Annotated in this window: 9 protein-coding genes; all 9 read left to right on the top strand. The window is 56.2% G+C overall.

Annotated features, from left to right (window positions below):
* Nucleotides 1–515: 515 nt before the first annotated feature.
* The gene (locus tag ACVWYU_RS12555; RefSeq protein WP_457372807.1) at nt 516–5,765 is read left to right on the top strand and encodes a DEAD/DEAH box helicase; all 5,250 of its coding nucleotides are present in this window, start codon (nt 516–518) and stop codon (nt 5,763–5,765) included.
* Nucleotides 5,762–8,605 (top strand): helicase-related protein, encoded by a 2,844-nt coding sequence (locus ACVWYU_RS12550; protein WP_457372806.1) that lies wholly within the window; start codon nt 5,762–5,764, stop codon nt 8,603–8,605. The genes ACVWYU_RS12555 and ACVWYU_RS12550 overlap by 4 nt, the downstream gene beginning before the upstream one ends.
* Before the next feature lie 71 nt (nt 8,606–8,676).
* The gene (locus ACVWYU_RS12545; RefSeq protein ID WP_457372805.1) at nt 8,677–12,780 is read left to right on the top strand and encodes an Eco57I restriction-modification methylase domain-containing protein; all 4,104 of its coding nucleotides are present in this window, start codon (nt 8,677–8,679) and stop codon (nt 12,778–12,780) included.
* Between the two features lie 9 nt (nt 12,781–12,789).
* Nucleotides 12,790–13,386, top strand: coding sequence for a hypothetical protein (locus ACVWYU_RS12540; RefSeq protein WP_457372804.1), 597 nt, complete (start codon nt 12,790–12,792; stop codon nt 13,384–13,386).
* On the top strand, nt 13,376–14,125 hold the full coding sequence (locus ACVWYU_RS12535; protein ID WP_457372803.1) for an AAA family ATPase: 750 nt from the start codon (nt 13,376–13,378) through the stop codon (nt 14,123–14,125). Before ACVWYU_RS12540 ends, ACVWYU_RS12535 begins: the two co-directional genes overlap by 11 nt.
* On the top strand, nt 14,122–14,655 hold the full coding sequence (locus ACVWYU_RS12530; protein WP_457372802.1) for a hypothetical protein: 534 nt from the start codon (nt 14,122–14,124) through the stop codon (nt 14,653–14,655). The genes ACVWYU_RS12535 and ACVWYU_RS12530 overlap by 4 nt, the downstream gene beginning before the upstream one ends.
* Nucleotides 14,652–15,341, top strand: a complete 690-nt coding sequence (locus tag ACVWYU_RS12525; protein WP_457372801.1) for an RNA ligase family protein — start codon at nt 14,652–14,654, stop codon at nt 15,339–15,341. Before ACVWYU_RS12530 ends, ACVWYU_RS12525 begins: the two co-directional genes overlap by 4 nt.
* A 58-nt stretch (nt 15,342–15,399) precedes the next feature.
* Entirely contained in the window at nt 15,400–17,586 is a 2,187-nt protein-coding gene (locus tag ACVWYU_RS12520) for an AAA family ATPase (protein WP_457372800.1), read from the top strand.
* On the top strand, nt 17,583–18,833 hold the full coding sequence (locus tag ACVWYU_RS12515; RefSeq protein ID WP_457372799.1) for an McrC family protein: 1,251 nt from the start codon (nt 17,583–17,585) through the stop codon (nt 18,831–18,833). The genes ACVWYU_RS12520 and ACVWYU_RS12515 overlap by 4 nt, the downstream gene beginning before the upstream one ends.
* The last annotated feature ends 15 nt before the right edge of the window (nt 18,834–18,848 follow it).

The following is an 18,848-nucleotide window of genomic DNA, read 5'->3' as shown; positions in this document are numbered from 1 at the left end:
ATAGGTTTGAAATTTTTTTGATTGGGATTTCAAGCAGCAATGAGTTGAAGTCAGGCAGAAAGTCGAGATGTGGTAGGGGGGGCCGGGAACTGGAAATTGAGTGTGCGTTGCTGACGCGCTAGCTCAATGAGTTCACCAATATCCGCGTGTCCGAGCTCAGTCACTCGATCAAGAAAATCGAGCACTTTTACATAGTCCGGCGCGACAGCGACGTTGACCTCGGCACCGTCGCGGCGACACGTAAAGCATTGGGCATTCATCAAAGGAGTGATAGTTAATGGGCTGGTTGCTGATCTGTTACGTAAATCAGGTTGCATCGCAGAGGCTCTAGCTCATACCGGCATTCCCCTTGCCAGCTAGACGTTCGCTACTCACCGCTATCCAATTAAGACCATCAGCCCACCTGAGATACGCCTACGAACATGTGACCTTAGACACTTATGAAGTAAGATGCTGTTTTGATATGAAGCGGGGCCGGTGTCCCAGTAGTTTTCGAGCCCAAGGAGCGCATCAAGGTGGATGCATTTAGCTTTCGCAATCAGGTTATTCGAGATTACGAGCAGTTTGCTCGCAGCTTCACCAATCCGAGAGCTGAGGATATCCGTGCGTATTTGGAGGCTGAGTACAGCACTGGGCGTTACTGGCCATCGCCTTTGGTTCAGGTAAATCCCTTTTTTGTCGCCGGGCAAAATATAGAGCAACTGGTTGCCAACCGGACCCTACACCCGGAGTGCGCGCATATTTTCCGCTTCGGCAAAGAGGGTGGAAAACCAGGCGTGCCGGCGAGCTTGCATAAGCACCAGCAGGAGGCCATTTCTCGCTGCCAAGCAGGTGAGAGCTATGTTCTGACTACCGGCACGGGCTCCGGTAAGTCGCTCAGTTACTTCATCCCGATCTTCGATGCAATCCTCAAGGGCAAGGCGCAAGGAGCCAAAGCGGGCATCAAGGCGATCATCATTTATCCGATGAACGCATTGGCGAACAGCCAGTGTGAGGAGCTGGAAAAGTTTTTAGCTAGCTATGGCGCTGAGCCGCGCCCGGTTACCTACGGTCGCTACACCGGACAAGAAAAGGCCGATGAACGCGATCGAATGCGCATCAATCCGCCAGACATCATCCTCACAAACTTTATGATGCTCGAACTGCTGATGACCCGGCAGAGTGAGCAAGATCGTGCTTTTATACAGGCGGCAGAGGGACTGCAATTTTTGGTGTTGGACGAACTCCACACATATCGCGGCCGTCAGGGGGCGGACGTTGCTATGTTGGTGCGAAGGGTGCGCGAGCGTCTAAATAGTGGGCTGTTGTGCGTTGGCACTTCAGCCACTATGTCCACAAAAGGCACTCTCGCCGAACGCAACAAGGTTGTAGCTGAAGTTGCCGGGAAGATCTTTGGTGCGAAGGTCAAACCGGAAAACATCATCACTGAAACTCTGCAGCGGGTGACACCAGCACTGGAGATCCCCGCTGCGGATGTGCTGGCCAGCGCCATCAACGCCAGCGTGCCTCAGGCCCCCTCCTTCAAGAACTTGCGTGAGCACCCAATTTCCGCCTGGGTCGAGCTGACGCTCGGGCTCTCTCATACCGAAGGTCGTTGGGTGCGAGCAAAACCGCTTAGCATCGAGGAGGCCGCCCGTCGGCTTGCCGATTCGAGCGGAGAGTCGGCCGAGCGTTGCGCAGTCTACCTATCAGAGTTCCTTCTGACGGCTTATCAGTGTAAGGACGTTAGTGGCAAACCTCTATTCGCCTTCCGCTTGCACCAGTTCGTCTCCGGTGCCGCTGACATGTACGCCACTTTGGAGGCACCAGGCACACGCAAGCTGGATTTATCCGGGCAGCTTACTGTTGCCGGTGAGCGCGAACGGCGTTTTTACAGCGTGCATTTCTGCCGCAATTGTGGCCAGGAGTACTATCCGGTTTGGGATGAAGTCGAGAACGGCAATCGCTCATTTGCACCGCGCAGCATCAAGGAAACCAGTCACGATGATGAGGATGTGCACCACGGTTTTTTGATGATCGATCCTCAGCGCAGTTGGGATGGTGAAAACCTCGAGAGTTATCCAGAAAACTGGGTGGAACTGACTGGTAAGGAACCTCGCATCAAGTCCTCCTACCGCAAATACAAGCCGCAGGAAGTCTTTGCCGCTAGCAATGGCCAGACAACCTTGCAGGGCGTGCGCAGCTGGTTTATCCCCGGCAGCTTCCGCTTTTGTTTGTGCTGCGGGGCCAATCAGTCGCGTGGTCGGGACTGGACGCGGCTGTCCGGCCTATCTGGTGAAGGGCGCAGCTCGGCCACCACTATTTTGAGCATTTCCGCCTTGCGCTACATGCTGGGAGCGGACAGCGAACTGGCGGCTGATGCCCGCAAGCTGCTTGGCTTCACCGACAACCGCCAGGACGCTTCGTTGCAGGCCGGGCACTTCAACGACTTCATGCAGATACTGCTGATGCGCAGTGCCTTGTTCAGCTGCGTGCGTCAGCGTGGTGATGATCCGCTCAGCGATAGCCAAATCACGCAGCAGGTTTTCCAAGCCCTAGGTTTCGCGATCGATGATCCGTTGATTCGTAGCGAATATCTGCAGAATCCCGGCAACGTCGCGCCGCGACTGCGCCGCGATGCCGAGGAGACCATGCGCAACATCCTCGGTTACCGGCTGTATTTCGATCTGCGCCGCGGCTGGCGCTTCAACAATCCCAACCTCGAACAGCTTGACCTGTTGCGCATCGAGTACGAGGACTTGCCGACCCTTTGTGACAACGATGCCCGCTGGCAGAAAACCTCCAGGCCTGGAGCCGCAGGTGAACGTCAGGTACACCCGATGCTGGCGCTCGCCAGCTCCACTGTGCGACAGAAGCTGGTGCAGATGCTGTTGGACGTGATGCGTCGCAACTTGTGCATCAAGACCCGTTACCTCGATCGCTACAATCTCGAAGAGTGGAAAAATAAGAGCCGCCAGCATCTCAAGGAACCATGGGCCTTTACCGAGGACGAGATCCTCACCGAAGCCGGTTACGCTACGCTCAGTAAACCTCGCAAAGACCTGAACACGGTGCCCCTGGGCCTGCGTACCCGCTTTGGCCAGATGGTTAAGACCACTTCGTTCTGGGAGGGTGGACATTATGAGCCGCTTAAGGAAGCTAACTACGCACAGTTCATCCAGGACCTGCTGGATATCGTCGAAAGCTATGGGCTGATCGAGGGCGTCGAACTCGAGAAGGGCATTCGCGGTTATCAGGTGCTCGGCGAGGCTCTGCTTTGGCGCATGGGTAAAGGTGATCCACGGCCCGACGTGCTCAACCAGACGGTCAGCCGTAACCCCTATTTCCAGCGGCTCTACAATGGCGTGGCTGACATGCTAGAGAGTCAGCAGCGTGATTTGTTCACCCTAGAGGCTCGTGAGCACACGGCCCAGGTGCCAGCAGAGTTGCGCGAGGAGCGTGAAGAGCGCTTCCGTGCAGGCGACCTGCGCGCCATGTTCTGCTCACCGACCATGGAGCTTGGGGTGGACATCGCCTCGCTCAATACCGTCTACCTGCGTAACGTTCCGCCGACGCCGGCCAACTACGCTCAGCGCAGTGGCCGGGCAGGGCGTTCCGGGCAACCGGCGCTCATCATCACCTACTGCGCTGCACTCAGCCCGCACGACCAGTACTTCTTCCAGGAGCCGCGGCGCATGGTCTATGGCGAGGTCAGCCCGCCGACCTTAGACCTAGCTAATGAGGATTTGGTGGAAAGTCACCTGTTTGCCACTTGGCTGGCGGAAACTGGCTGCAAGCTGCCCTCGACCATCAACACCATGCTGGATATGGAAAGCCCCAGCGAGATGCCGCTGCTCGACGACTATGTGGTTGCCCTTGGCAACAAGGACGCGCTGGCGCGGGCAGGTCGGCGCGGCACTCGCTTGCTGGGCATGTTGCATGACGAGCTAACGAGCGCGCAGGGTATTTGGCTAGACCGCGGCAAGCCTGTTGACGAGGCTGCTGCTCAATGGCTGAATGCCAAGCTTGGTTCTGCCTTCCTACGCTTCGACAAGGCTCTGCAGCGCTGGCGTGACCTCTATGCCTCCACACGCCGGCAGATCGACGAGGCGAGCGCGATCATGACCAACCCGGCTGCGCCCGAGAAGGAGCGCAAGATTGCCGAGCGTCGTCACCGCGAGGCGATGATTCAGCATAATCTGTTGCTGGAAACCAGTGGGGGCAGTCATTCGGATTTCGAGACCTACCGCTACCTGGCCAGTCAGGGCTTCCTGCCCGGTTACAACTTCCCGCGCCTCCCCCTCTCCGCGTTCATACCTGGCCGTATGGGTGGGGTCGGCCGTGACAGCGTGCTATCTCGTCCGCGCTTTTTGGCTATCTCTGAGTTTGGACCGCTGAGCTTGATCTACCACGAGGGCAGTCAGTACCGGGTCAAGCGAGTAATTCTAGGTGTGCGCAATCAGGGCGCCAATGAGGCTCGGGTTGTTACCGAAGAGGCTCTGCTGTGTCCCGCCTGTGGCTACGGACATTTCCGCAATCAGCGGCACTACGAACAGTGCCTCTCGTGCCAGGCACCACTAGCAGGCGGCAAGGTCATCAACAACCTGTTCCGTATTGAGAACGTCAGCACCCAACGGGTTACCCGCATCACATGTGATGAAGAAGAGCGCATGCGACAGGGCTACGAGGTGCGTACCACCCTGCAGTATCAGGAAGAAAATGGCGTGCCCAAAGTAGTCCGCAGCCTGATGTTGGAGGGTGACGCTCCGTTGCTCGACCTGCAATATGCTCCGGCCGCTACGGTGTGGCGCATGAATCTTGGCTGGCGCCGCCGTAAGGATACGGAGATCTACGGCTTCAAGATTGATCCGGTTAGCGGCTACTGGAGCAACGACGAGCAGGCACCCAAGGAGGAAAACGAGAACGCCGAGATCGATAGAATCCAGGCTCAGCGTATCTCGCCCTTTGTCGAGGATCGTCGGAATGTCCTGGTGATCAAGCCTTCGATACCACTCGATGAAGGTGGCATGGCCACCCTGCAGTACGCCTTTAAACGCGGTATTGAGGCTGAGTTCCAGCTTGAAGAAAGCGAGTTGATGGTCGAGCCATTGCCTGGTCGCGACGAGCGCAACAGCATGTTGTTCTACGAGTCGGCGGAAGGCGGTGCCGGGGTGCTCACTCGCTTGGCTACCGATCCGGCCGGACTACCGCGCGTTGCACGCCGGGCGCTAGATATCATGCACTACCGGAGCCCGGACGATAGTTGGTCAGCCTCCAACCTGCAGAACGCAAGCGAGGAGTGCGACGCAGCCTGTTACCGCTGTCTACTCAGCTACTACAACCAGCCCGACCACAAACTGCTGGATCGCAAGCTCAATGAAGTCACTGACCTGCTCTGCGCCCTGGCTAGCGCCACTTTAGAAGTCGGTCACCTGGACGGCGAAGGGCAGGACCACATGGCCAACCTGCGTCAGCAGTCCGCCAGCAGCCTGGAGCAGGCATGGCTGGACTTCATCGAGCAACATCAGTTGCGCAAGCCAGATCTTGCCCAGCATTACCTGGAGCCCCAGAAGACCCGGCCCGATTTTGTTTATCGGGAAGCGCTGGCACTGGTCTATATCGATGGCCCACACCATGAGCAGCCGGGTCAGCGCGCGTTCGATGAGCAGTTGACCCGAGAGCTGATAGACCACGGTTTTACCGTCATCCGCTTCACCCGTGATACCCGTAGCTGGCCCGACGTCGTGCGCCGCTATCCGGACATTTTTGGAGATTTCCGCGCATGACCGCTTTTCAGGAGTTTCAACCCGGCAGCATCGTCAGCGCCCGTGGCCGTGAATGGATCGTACTGCCTGAGTCCGACGGCCCTCGTTTGCATTTGCGCTCATTGGGTGGCTCGGACGAAGATGTAATTGTTATTCACGCTCTACTTGAGCGAGAGGCGCTGAAACCGGCCACCTTTCCGTTGCCCGATGCTACCCAGGCACAGCGCGGTACGCAGAATTCGGCGTTGCTTCTGCGTGATGCCTTGCTACTAAAATTGCGTGCTGGAGCTGGCCCGTTCCGCGCGCTAGGTCACATCAACGTCGAGCCGCGCGCGTACCAATTGGTCCCGCTGTTAATGGCGCTGAAACACGAAGTGATTCGCCTGCTGATCGCCGACGATGTAGGTATCGGTAAGACCATTGAGGCTGGGCTAATTGCCCGGGAAATGCTCGACCGTGGCGAAATCCAACGCTTCACTGTACTTTGCCCGCCGCACCTCTGCGAGCAGTGGCAGGAGGAGCTGCAGCGAAAGTTCAACATACGCGCCGAGGTGGTCACCACGGGTACTGTCGAGCGTCTGGAACGAGGCCTGCAGACCCACACTTCAATCTTCACTGAATACCCCTTCACCGTAGTTAGTCTTGACTACATTAAGTCAGACCGACGCCGCGACGAGTTCCAGAACGCGTGTCCAGAGCTGGTGATCGTCGACGAAGCGCATACCTGTGCCGAAGGCGTTGGTCGCGGTAAACATCAACGCTATCGTCTCCTGCGCGCCTTGGCCGACAACCCAGAGCGTCACCTGTTGCTGCTCACCGCCACCCCCCACAGTGGCAACGAGGATGCCTACTACAATTTGCTCGGCCTGCTGAACAAAGCTTTTATTGGTCTGAAAGATATCTCCCGCGTCGACCATCCGCTGTACAAACAGCTTGGCGATCATTTGGTTCAACGGCGTCGCATCGACATAAGTGAGTGGCAGGACAGCACCAGCTTTCCTCAGCGCGAAACAGCAGAAAAGACGTACCAGCTCAGTGGTTCTTGGGGCGCCCTTTTCAACGATGTGCTCGATTATGCTCGCGAGTTGGTTCGTGAGGCTGAAGGTTTGGGTACCCTGCATCAGCGCCTCAATTGGTGGGCTGCTCTGGCTTTGCTGAGGTGTATCTCGTCCTCGCCTGCAGCCGCCGTGCGCGCATTGCAGACTCGTCTAAAAGGAGCTGCTGGCGATAGTGGCGCTAACGATGTTGCCCAACTGGCGGAAATTGAGGTCATGGGCATCAATACCGTGCTAGATGGCTCCAGCGAACTTGGGCTGTCTTCCGACGACATTGAGCCGGGGGCGGCGCTGGAGCAAGGTGCTGAGCGCCTGCGCAATTTGATCGAAAAGGCAGGTCGCCTTGTCGATGGCAACGATCCAAAACTGCAGCAACTGATCGTCGAGGTGAGGGGGCTGGTCAAGCAGGGATTCAAACCGGTAGTCTTCTGCCGCTATATCGCTACCGCCCACTATGTGGCGAATGCCTTACAGCCACTGTTCAAGGATCACGAAGTGGTTAGCATCACCGGTGAACTCAGTCCGGGCGAGCGCGAAGAAAAGATTCTTGCTCTGCGCGACATCGATAGGCCAGCGATTCTCATAGCCACCGACTGCTTGTCCGAGGGTATCAACCTACAGGACCTATTTGATGCTGTGGTGCACTACGACCTGTCGTGGAATCCAACTCGGCACGAGCAGCGCGAGGGCCGCGTCGACCGCTTTGGCCAGCGTTCTGGCAAGGTGCGTGCACTGATGCTCTACGGAGCAGACAACCCAGTAGATGGGGCTGTGCTGCAGGTGATCCTGCGTAAGGCAGAAAGCATCCGTAAGGCGCTGGGTATTTCGGTACCCATGCCCGAGGACGAAACCCGCATCAGTCAGGCAATCATGCAGACTGTCCTGCTCACTCGTGACGAGATGAAGCACAACTTCTCTTTGGACTTTGGTTTCGGTAGTCAGCAGGCTATCGAGGATGACCTGGAGAGCAAGTGGCAGAACGCTCAAGAAAAGGCGCGGCGCAACCAGACCATTTTCGCCCAGCGAGCCCTCAAACCAGAGGATGTCATCCCGGAATTCACCCGTATGTCCGAGGTGTTGGGCGACGAGGCTGACGTGCGCCGTTTCGTCATATCCGCCTGCCAGGCGCTCAATGCACCGCTGGGTCAGCACAAGCAGTTCATGCGCCTCCCTTTTGCCGAATTGCCCGAGCCACTGCGAGACCGTCTGACCCAATCCGGTATTGATAGACTGCGAAACATCGACTTCAGCTACCCGCCGGCTAGTATGTCCGAGCATATCCACCGCACCCATCCGCTGGTGGCAGGCCTGGCCGACCAGCTTGCCGAGGAGGCGCTTAAAGGCGACGTCAACGCTGCTGCCAGCCGGTGTGGGGCTTGGTTCACCCGGGCGGTGTCACTGCGAACCACCATTATGCTGGTTCGTCTGCGTACCCAACTGACGATGACTCGAACAAGCCAGCGTCGCGAACTGCTCGCCGAAGAAGCTATCGCCGTCGCTGTTAGCGGCCAAAACCTGCCGCAAGTCATTACGCCGACCGAGGTGCTGGCGCTGATGCAACAGCCGGTAAGTCGCAATATGGCTCCGGAGATGCGCCAGCGTCAGGTTGAGCAAGCTTTGGAGCAGGTGCAGGCCTGGCAACCTGCGCTCGATGATATTGCCCGCCAGCGTGCCAACGAACTGCTGAAGGATCACCGTCGTGTGCGCGATGCTGCTAAGGCTAAAGGCACCTATGACGTATATCCGCAACTGCCGGTCGATGTGGTCGGTCTTTACGTGCTGATGCCGGACGCGCAACTGGTCTGAAGCATCAACCGACAGCAATGAATGATCGCTCGCTGGCCAATGCCGGCAGACAAGAAACGGAAAATCACCCCATGACCCGCACCATCCACCGCGAATTCGACAGCCTGCGTATCGAAGGCGGTATTTTCCCTGGCGAGTTCCTCAATACTTTGCGCGACCTCAAACTCAAGGGGCAGGGCAGCACTGACTACGGTCTGCACCGCACGCTTAAGCTGCGTGAGGAGATTAGTCGTTATTGGCGTATCGCCAAGGCTGAGTGGGAGGCCTTCAACGAGGCGCGCCAGCGTCAGGACATTGATCATACTGCGCTGGCCGTAGAGCGCTTCCTGGTGCCACTTCTGCAGCAAGTTTTTGCCTTCAATGATCTGCAGGCCTGTCGCCAACCAGGCTACCTAGGTGAGCGCTGTTTTCCGCTCACTCATGAGGCCGGCTATGTCGAGCAGGACCCAGTTGGCTCAGGGTTTACCTTGGGAGTTGGTGCCAGCAGCGAACCACGCCGTATCGCACATATTCCGATGGTATTGACGGGGCCAGATTTTGATCTCGACAAGAGTCACACAGCCTTTGGGGATGATGGCCGTCGCCGTTCTCCGCAGGGGCTGTTGCAGGGATATCTTAACGCTAGCAGCGAAGCGCTGTGGGGCATCGTCAGTAATGGGCTGGTACTGCGCATTCTGCGCGACAATCCGTCGATGACCCGCCCGGCCTTTATCGAGGTAGATCTGGCTCATCTGTTCGAGGACGATCTTTACTCGGATTTTGTCAGCCTGTGGCTGACCCTGCACTCCAGCCGCTTTCTTGCCCAGGACGGTAAGATCGGCCAGTGTTGGCTCGAGCAGTGGCGCGAGCAGGCAGCGATTGAAGGTGAGCGGGCGCTCGATGATCTGCGCGCTGGTGTGGAGCGGGCTCTACGGGCGTTAGGCAGCGGTTTCGTTGCCCATCCTGCCAACCAGGCGTTACGTGATGCGCTGTCAAGTGGCCAGCTCAACTCCAATGATTACTTCCAGCAATTACTGCGCCTGGTCTACCGCTTGCTGTTCTTGCTCACCGCTGAGGACCGCAACATACTTCATGACCCTGCCAGCGCTACGCCGGAAGCTTTGGGCCTTTATGCCGAGGGCTATAGCCTCAGTTTGTTGCGTGAACGTGCTTATAAGAGGCGCTTCTACGACGACTATGCTGATCTATGGCATTCGTTGAGTATCACCTTCACGGCACTGCGCAGTGGCCAGCCGTTACTAGGCCTGCCGGCACTTGGCGGGCTGTTCGCGGGTGATCAATGCCCGGATCTGGACGCAGCCCAGCTTGGCAACAAGGCGCTGCTGCGCGCCATTCGTGCCGTTACCTGTGTGGAGCGCAAGAGTGGCGCCACACGCATCAACTACCTCAACATGGACACTGAGGAGTTGGGTTCGGTTTACGAGTCGTTGCTCGAGCTGATCCCGCGCATCAACCCGGCTACTTCACCCTGGCAATTTGGCTTTATTGGTGATGCCGAGGGGGAGAGCGACCTGGGCAACGCACGCAAAACCAGTGGTTCTTACTACACCCCGGACAGTTTGGTGCAGGAACTGATCCAGTCCGCCTTGCTACCGGTGATCGACCAGCGGCTCAAGGCCAATCCCGAGCAGCCGCGGGCCGCGTTGCTGTCTATCAAAGTCTGCGACCCGGCTTGCGGCAGCGGCCACTTCCTGCTTGCCGCGGCCCGTCGGCTGGCAGCGAAAGTGGCCGAGCTAGATGCACACGGCGATCAGTACAGCGAAGAGCAATACCGCCACGCCTTGCGCGAGGTGGTGCTGCACTGTATCCACGGTGTTGACCTCAACCCCATGGCTATTGAACTGTGCAAGACGGCGCTCTGGCTAGAGGCGCTGGAGCCGGGCAAGCCGTTGGGTTTTCTCGATGCACATATCCAATGCGGTAACGCGCTGCTTGGTATCAATGAGCTCAAGGCGTTGGAAAAAGGCATTCCAAAAGATGCTTTCAAGACGCTTTCTGGAGATGACAAGGATGTCTGCAAGCAGCTTGCGAAAGAAAACAAGGATGGTCTCAAAGCGCTTGAGAAAGCATTTGATCGCCAGCAGACCATAAGTCTTTCGTTGGAGTCTGCGGTCGGTTACAACGAGTTAGAGGCTCTAGAAGGCTTACCGGACAATACACTTGCCGATATTGCCGCTAAAGATCAGGCTTACCGCGCTTTCCAGCAGCAAGCTCAGGACAGCCGTTTGCTGCACGCCGCCAATCTACTGGTTGGTGGTTTCCTACTGGAGAAGTCCGAGCCTGCGCAGGCCAATATCCCCACCAGCAAGACGCTTTATCTGGAGCTGTTCAGCGAATCCCGCAGTGAGCAGCACAAGCAGCAACTCATTGCAGCAACCGCTGCCTGTGAGCAAGCGCGTGTTCTGCACTGGCCGCTAGTGTTTCCGCAGGTGTTTAGGCGAGGCGGTTTTGACTGCGTGCTTGGAAACCCACCGTGGGAGCGCATCAAGCTGCAGGAGGAGGAATTTTTTGCCTCACGTAGCCAGATGGTTGCCAGCGCGGGGAATAAGGCCGAACGCAGCCAGCGTATTGATTGGCTGTCTCAGGGCCTGCTTGCACAAAATCTATATCCGGGCCAGCAATCGAGCTTTGAGACTCGCAAGGCCGAGCAGCGGCTGTATCGCGAGTTTATCATCGCCCGCCGTACTGCCGAGGCTGCCAGTGTATTTGCCCATGTGAAGGGCGACGATGGTGGACGCTTCCCTCTGACCGGTGTCGGTGATGTGAATACCTACGCGCTGTTTTCAGAAACGATCCGCAAGGTAATTGGCCCGATGGGACGTGCTGGTTTCATCGTCCCGTCCGGACTAGCTACCGATAACACCACCAAGGCGTTTTTTGGTGACCTGATTGAGCAACGGTCGCTGGAGAGCTTCTTTGAATTTGAGAACGAGGGCTATTTCAAGGGTGCGGGTCAGGGGCACATGCTTCGTTTTGCCTTGACCACAGTGCTGGGCTTCCAGCAGTCGTCGGGTGTGACGCGTTTTCTATTCCAAGGCAAGCAGCTTGATGAGTTGCTGGATTCTGAGCGTGTATTCACGCTGACTGCGGAGGAAATTTTTCAGGTAAACCCAAATACCCGTACCTGCCCGATCTTCCGTTCCCGCATGGATGCGGAAATTACCCGCCGTGTATATGCCAAGGTACCGGTACTGGTCAGGGAGGCTGTTGGTGATAAGGCGGAACAAAACCCGTGGGGTATTGGCTTCCTTAGAATGTTCGACATGGCTAATGACTCCTATTTATTCAAGGACAAAAGGGATACCTCGAATGAAGGGTTTGAGCGGGTTGGTTCCTTGCTATTCAGCGGTAAAGAGTGCCTGGTGCCGTTGTATGAGGCCAAGATGGTACACCTCTACAATCATCGCTATGGTGATTTTGCTGACGCTCCGGAAGGTGAACGAGTTCACATATTGCCTACGATTCCGCCTGAAAGGTGGAAGGATAGTGAATATACAACCTTGCCATTTTACTGGGTGCCCAAAACAGAGGTTGATAGGAAATTGGGCGAAAAAAATTGGGACGCTGATTGGATTATTGGCTGGCGTGATGTTACTGACGCAAGAGCAAGTGCAAGGACGCTGATCGCAAGCGTTATTCCAAGAACAGGGGTTAATGATAAGTTTCTGTTGATGCTTCCAAAAAGAGAGCCGCGTAGAGTCGCTGCTTTGCTAGGGAACTTATGTTCGATAGTGTGTGATTATTTTGCGAGGCAAAAAGTTGGTGGCCTGGCTTTGAAGTATTTCACAATGCGGCAGCTACCGATTCTTAGTCCGGAAGCATACTCTGATCAGGATCTTGAGTTTATTGTTTCGCGAGTTGTTGAACTTACCTATACAGCATGCGACTTGAAAGGCTGGGCGGCAGACCTTGGCTGTTCTAATAGGCCATTCGTATTTGACCCTGCCCGTCGCGCACAGATAAGCGCGGAGCTTGATGCCTATTTTGCGCGTCTTTATGGATTATCTTTACATGATCTTGGATTCATTCTAGATCCAGAGTCAGTTGCGCCTGGATATCCTTCTGAGACTTTTTCTGTTCTTAAACGCAATGAAATTCGAATGTTTGGTGAGTATCGCACCCAAAGGCTGGTATTGGAGGCGTGGAACAAACTGGAAAAGGGCGAACTAGTTTAAGGCGCTAACATGCTGACCCATCTGAAACTGGATAACTTCAAAATCTGGCGCTCCACCGGTGCCATGCGGCTGGCGCCGATCACCCTGCTACTAGGTACCAACTCGTCGGGTAAGTCCAGCCTCATCCAGAGCCTGTTGCTGATCCGCCAAACAGTGAAAGGCGACGACCCCAACTTGGATCTTAATCTCGGCAATCCTGACGAAGGTGACTCCGTCACGCTGGGGCAATTCAAGGATCTGCTGTCCCGTCATGGCGGTGAGTCTGAAGCGATCAAGGCCAATCAGGTCGGGGTCGAGTTCAAGTGGAGCGAATCCGGCCAACCGGAAGAAGCAACCATCTTTTCCGCACGCTATCGCCAGGGGCCAGGGGCCAGGTGGCAGTGCCGAGCTGGATTATCTGCGTCTTGGCAAGGATGGTCAGGGCTTTTTTGTGGCGCGGCGCAGGCCGGGCATCTACCGCTTGCAGTTGGGAGCGGAGCATCGCCCTGTGGGGCAAAGCCCACACTTTCGGCCTCAGCGCTCCTTCGCCTTTGCAGCCTCTGCGATTGCCTCACTGGGCACGCGAGGCGAACTGATCAGAGATATTGGCCCCGCATTGCTGGATGAGCTGGGCAAGATCATCTATCTAGGGCCGGTTCGCCGCCTTGCCCAGCGCGATTACATTTGGGCAGGCCGTATGCCAGCTAGTATCGGCGATGATGGCGCGAGGGCTGTGGATGCGCTGATTGCCAGTGGGGTGGCGTTACAAGCTGCACACAGGGGCAGAAAGGCCCCGCCAGCTGAGGCGCAACTCTTCCAGCAGACTATCCACTGGCTAAAGGAAATGGGGCTCGCCGATGGCCTTACCGTTCGTGCGCTCGGTGGCTCAGCGCGTTATGAGCTGCTAATTGAGAATCAGGGCAGCATGTCGAACCTCAAGGATGTAGGCGTAGGCGTATCGCAGGTTCTCCCGGTCATCGTGTCGGCTCTGTTTGCCGAGCCTGGACATATTGTGATCATCGAGGAACCAGAAAGTCATCTGCACCCGTTGGCGCAGTCCCTATTGGCCGAACTGTTTGCCCAAATCAGCCGTGAGCGCAAGGTGCAGTTCATCGTCGAGACACACTCCGAGCACTTGTTCCGGCGTATGCAGACGCTTGTGGCAAAGCAGGAAATTAGTACGGTAGCCGAGGCAGCGATGTACTTCGTCGAGCGCGAACATAACTGTGCAAGGTTACGTGAGTTGGAGCTTGATGCGTTTGGACGGGTAAGGAATTGGCCTGAAGGTTTCTTCGGCGATGCGTTGGGTGAGACACGCGAACAGGCACGACTGATGTTTGAGCGTCAGAAAAGTGCCAAATCATGAAAGATTTGAAAGCGCGTTATGTGGTCGATACCAATGTGCTGATCGCAGCGAGTGCTGCTGATCCGGTATATCCCAGTGACATTGACGCAACTCCTCAAGATCCGGCGCTGCGCATGGTGGTCTGGACCTGGCTGGACAGCTTTCAGCAAAGCGACTCCCGGTTGGTCCTGGATGGGGAGGGCCAAATTTATGGGGAGTACAATCACAAGCTGGGTTTTAACGACTTCGGCATTCAGGTGGTGATGCACAAATGGAGCACCGCCGCCGTGGACAATGTGATAGTGGAATACGATGAAAGCGGTGGGGTCTTACCGCAATCCTTACAGGACGTTGTACATGATTTAGCAGACAGGAAAATGGTGGCCGCTGCTTTGGCTTCACATGTGGCGTTCGGGGAGGGATGTGTCGCTTTTGCTGGGGACACGGATTGGCATGACTGGGAAGGGGTGCTTCAGACCCATCAGATACTACTTGATCCCATCATTGAAGACTGGTCGCGGCAGAAACATGCAGAAAAGCAGGTGCGATGACTGAGTTCTTTCGTTTCCCCCACACACCACATCTTGTTTGGTTGGGTGCAGATAAACCCCGCGACGACAAGGTGCTCGACGCAGCCGAGGCCAAGGTCCTCCTGGCGGGTAGCGTGGTGGTGGAGGAAAAGCTCGACGGGGCAAATTTGGGCCTCTCATTGGCGGACGACAGCCAACTGCGTGCACAGAATCGTGGCCAGTACCTACAGGAGCCGCATGTCGGGCAGTTCTCACGCCTGCCTGCCTGGCTGGCCCTGCATGGCGAAGCGATCCGCGAGGTTTTATGCCCCGAACTTCTGCTTTTCGGCGAGTGGTGTGCTGCTCGGCATTCACTGGAATACGGCACCTTGCCGGACTGGTTCCTGTTGTTCGATGTATATGACCGCCACGCCGGTAAGTTCTGGAGCACCACGCGGCGTAATACGCTGGCCGCGCAGGCTGGTTTGAAGATCGTGCCGCAGGTGTGTTCTGGGCGAACCAGCGTGAAGTCGCTACTTGAGCAGGTACAGATTTCGTCTAGCCATTTTCGTAGCGGCCCTTTGGAGGGGCTGGTTATCCGCCGCGAATCTGCCGACTGGTGCGAGGCTCGCGCCAAGATTGTCCGCGCCGACTTTACCCAGGCCATCGAACAGCATTGGCGTAAGCGTGCAATTGAGTGGAATCGGGTCGACTACAACGCGCAGTAGTACTTAACGTCAGGTGCGTCTGGTACCTGAATTCGCAGTTGCTTTTACAGGGAACGTCATGTCGACTTTCAACCCTCATCACAATGCAGCACCCATCTTTGCCGCCTTCGAGCAGTGGAAGCAAAACTGCCTGCTCGACGGTCAGACGCTTTTTGCTGTTGGCCCGCGCTGGACCAGTGATCTGCTTGGTGAGCTGCATTTGCGTTTCATCGACAGCCCCGATGAGACCTCGGCGGTCTTCTTGGAGAAGCTTAAAGGGCAGTTGGCTGACGCGTCACCCGAGGCTATCCAACTGATGGCCGAGGTGCTCTGGGTGGTGATGTTGTTCCAAAGCAATGTAACGGCGACCAAGAAGCGCGAAAATATCAAGCAGGTATGGAGTTGGTCGGGGAGCGATTTTCCGCTCAGTAATACGCTGATGACAGATGAAACCCTTGAGGGGCTAGGCTCGGCAGGGCAGGGCTTTAATCGTTACCGGGCTGAAGAGCTGGCTTGGTTAATTCGAATGGTCGAGGCTTTTCATCAGTTACCGCGCGCTCAGCAAGAGGAGTATCTGAAGGAGCCTTGGCACTGTGCTGAATGGTTGGATACTCAGCCATGGGGCGGCGGCCGGCAGATGCGGCATATTCTGCTTCATTTGTTGTTCCCGGGGACTTTCGAGCGGATTGCCAGCCCCAATGACAAAGCGACCATCATATCTGCCTTCAAGACTTTGCCACTTCCTGAGGTGAAGGCATGGCCAGCGATTAAGCTCGACAGGGAGTTGCTGGAAATTCGGCAGGCCGAGGAGACCGCAGTAGGTAGTGAAGTGGACTTTTATACAAGCCCTTGGGCAGATCGTTGGCGCCTGGCAAAGCCTGAAACTGAACAGCCGCCTTCGGATAAGCCATTGCTGGTCGAGGAACCGCGAAATCTGATCTTTTATGGCCCTCCTGGTACCGGTAAGACTCATAGCCTGAAAGCGCGCCTATCCAAGTATGAAGACAGTTCGAGCACGCTGACGGAGACCGAGTGGCTCCTTTCTAACTTAGTGGAGGTTGTCTGGTGGCAGGTGATTTTCATGGCCCTTCACGCCCTGGGGGGCAAAGCGAAAGTTAGTCAGTTGATGGGCCATCGCTATTTTGTCGCTAAGGCGAAGTCTCGCAGTAGCAACAGTAACCTGCGCGCGACTTGCTGGGAGGCATTGCAGAGCCATACAGTTCTCGGCTCAGCGACCGTTCAACGCGATACGGCAGCCCGGAGGGCACCGTATGTGTTCGATAAGGACGAGGAAGGGAGATGGTTTCTTGCAGGGGATTGGAAGGAGAGTTGCGCAGAATGGATCGAGCATTCGGAGCTGATCAAAAATGGCCCGAAGTTGTCCAATCAGCATTTGGTTAAGCGCTACGAGTTCGTCACGTTCCATCAGTCCTATAGCTACGAAGACTTCATTGAGGGTATACGTCCTGAACCGTCCGCTGACGGTCAGGGCGTTATTTATGCGGTGAAGCCAGGCGTGTTCAAGCGGCTGTGTGAACGGGCCAGGCTCAATCCGCAGCATCGTTATGCCATCTTCATCGACGAGATCAACCGCGGCAATGTTGCGAAGATCCTGGGTGAGCTGATTACGCTGATCGAGGTGGACAAGCGCGCTCACTATGACATCGAAGGCCGACTGTTGGATGGTATGGAGCTGACCCTGCCTTACTCTGGGGAGTATTTCGGAGTACCACGCAACCTAGATATCTACGGCAGCATGAATACAGCGGACCGTTCGATTGCGCTACTGGATGCGGCCTTGCGTCGACGGTTCCAATTCCGTGAGCTGATGCCTGATTCGCTGGTGATTTCAGGGGCACAGGGGGATGGATATATACCGGATGGCGAGGGTGGTGTGCTGAATTTGCGTGCGTTGTTAGATACGCTGAACCGTCGTATCGCTTATTTGCTGCACCGGGATCAGACAATCGGTCATGCCTTCCTTACTCGGGTGAGCGACATGGAAGGGTTGCGCAGTGTGCTGTGCCGCGAAGTCATTCCACTATTGCAAGAAGTCTTCTACAACGACTGGCAGCGCATTCGGCTGATATTCGGGGATGTAAAGGCTCCGCTTGAAATGCAGATCGTCCGCGAATTCAGTGACTTGGCAAGCGATATCTTCGGCGAGCTGGAGGATGACCTTCCCGAGTCGCAGCGCTACGAGGTGTGTTCTCCAGGTGAGATCAGTCCAGAGGCCATCCGAAAGATCTATGAGCTCCTGGCATGACGTTGTTGCAGGTTCTCGAGCACGAGTGGATACCCATTCGAGCCGGAGGCGGTCAGTCTCTGAGCTTGCAGCAAGCGGTATTGCTCGAACAGCTTGCTGCTTCCTTGCCAGCCAAGGCGCTTGAGTGGCGGCGGACAGCGGTGAAATTCACACAGTTTTGTGGGGTGATCCAGCTCGACGGGCTGATCATCGAGGTACTACCGAAGATTGCTCGCCACGAGCGTGACGCGCAGTTGTGCCGGCAGATTCTAGTACGCCTGCTGCAGCTAACCGGTTCGTTGTCGCCGCCCAGTATCGGAGAGGCTTCACTGGGCCAACAAAGACATGCTCTGTTGGATGTGTTCATTGAACACTTTCGCGGCATGATCGCACAGCAGATGCAGCTCGGACTGATTCGTCGATATGTGCCGAGACAAGATGAACTCAGCACTGTACGCGGACGAATTGATTTGGTCAGGCAGGTGCGGCTGAATGCCTTCACACCGCAGCGAGTACATTGCCGTTTTGATGAGTTCGATATCGACATCCCATACAACCAGGTGCTACGCCATGTGCTAGGTCTGCTGTTGCGGCGCACCCAGCATCCTGGCATCAAGCGTGGCATCAATGAGCTGCTGATACACCTTGCGGCGGTTTCGGATCGCAATTTCACGTCTGAGGCAGTTGAGGGGCTGGCATTCGATCGGCTCAATCAGCGTTGGAAGCCCGTATTCCAGCGTTGTGGGGACTTTCTACGTGCACTGCACCCTAATGTGACTGCCGGCGGTATGCCAGCGTTGGCCCTGCTGTTCGATATGAACCGTTTGTTTGAAGGCTATGTTACCTGGCGGATGCGCCGCACCTTCAAGGATCATGACATCCAGGCTCAGGGGCCAAGTCGCTATCTTGCGGTCAATGAGGTGGGACGTGAGGTGTTCCAATTGCGCCCAGATATCTCGGTGCTCCATGGAACGCAGGTGGTCGCTATTGCAGATGCCAAGTGGAAAATCCTTAATCTCAAAGAGCGCAAGCTGGGTATTTCATCAGCCGACCTGTATCAGTTGGTCAGCTATGCCCAGCGCTACCAATGTCAGCGGCTGGCGCTGATCTATCCGGCGATGGAAGGCGTCAGTCCTGGAGTGCATGACAAGCTATCGATCCAGAATACAGATGTACAACTGGTGATCTGTAGCGTTGATTTGGCTGGGGTACTTACTAGGCGCGATGCTGTTTTCGAGTGCTTGAATGGGTGGTTAGCAGAAGACTGAAGTGATGGGGCTGGC

It is taken from the genome of Pseudomonas sp. TE12234 (assembly GCF_054061835.1).
This window is presented reverse-complemented; position numbering and strand designations above follow the sequence as displayed.

Bases quoted from the DNA above. Each gene is read 5' to 3' on its own strand.
- ACVWYU_RS12550 (WP_457372806.1), top strand. From the start codon at position 5,762: ATGACCGCTTTTCAGGAGTTTCAACCCGGCAGCATCGTCAGCGCCCGT.
- ACVWYU_RS12545 (WP_457372805.1), top strand. From the start codon at position 8,677: ATGACCCGCACCATCCACCGCGAATTCGACAGCCTGCGTATCGAAGGC.
- ACVWYU_RS12540 (WP_457372804.1), top strand. From the start codon at position 12,790: ATGCTGACCCATCTGAAACTGGATAACTTCAAAATCTGGCGCTCCACC.
- ACVWYU_RS12530 (WP_457372802.1), top strand. From the start codon at position 14,122: ATGAAAGATTTGAAAGCGCGTTATGTGGTCGATACCAATGTGCTGATC.
- ACVWYU_RS12525 (WP_457372801.1), top strand. From the start codon at position 14,652: ATGACTGAGTTCTTTCGTTTCCCCCACACACCACATCTTGTTTGGTTG.
- ACVWYU_RS12520 (WP_457372800.1), top strand. From the start codon at position 15,400: ATGTCGACTTTCAACCCTCATCACAATGCAGCACCCATCTTTGCCGCC.
- ACVWYU_RS12515 (WP_457372799.1), top strand. From the start codon at position 17,583: ATGACGTTGTTGCAGGTTCTCGAGCACGAGTGGATACCCATTCGAGCC.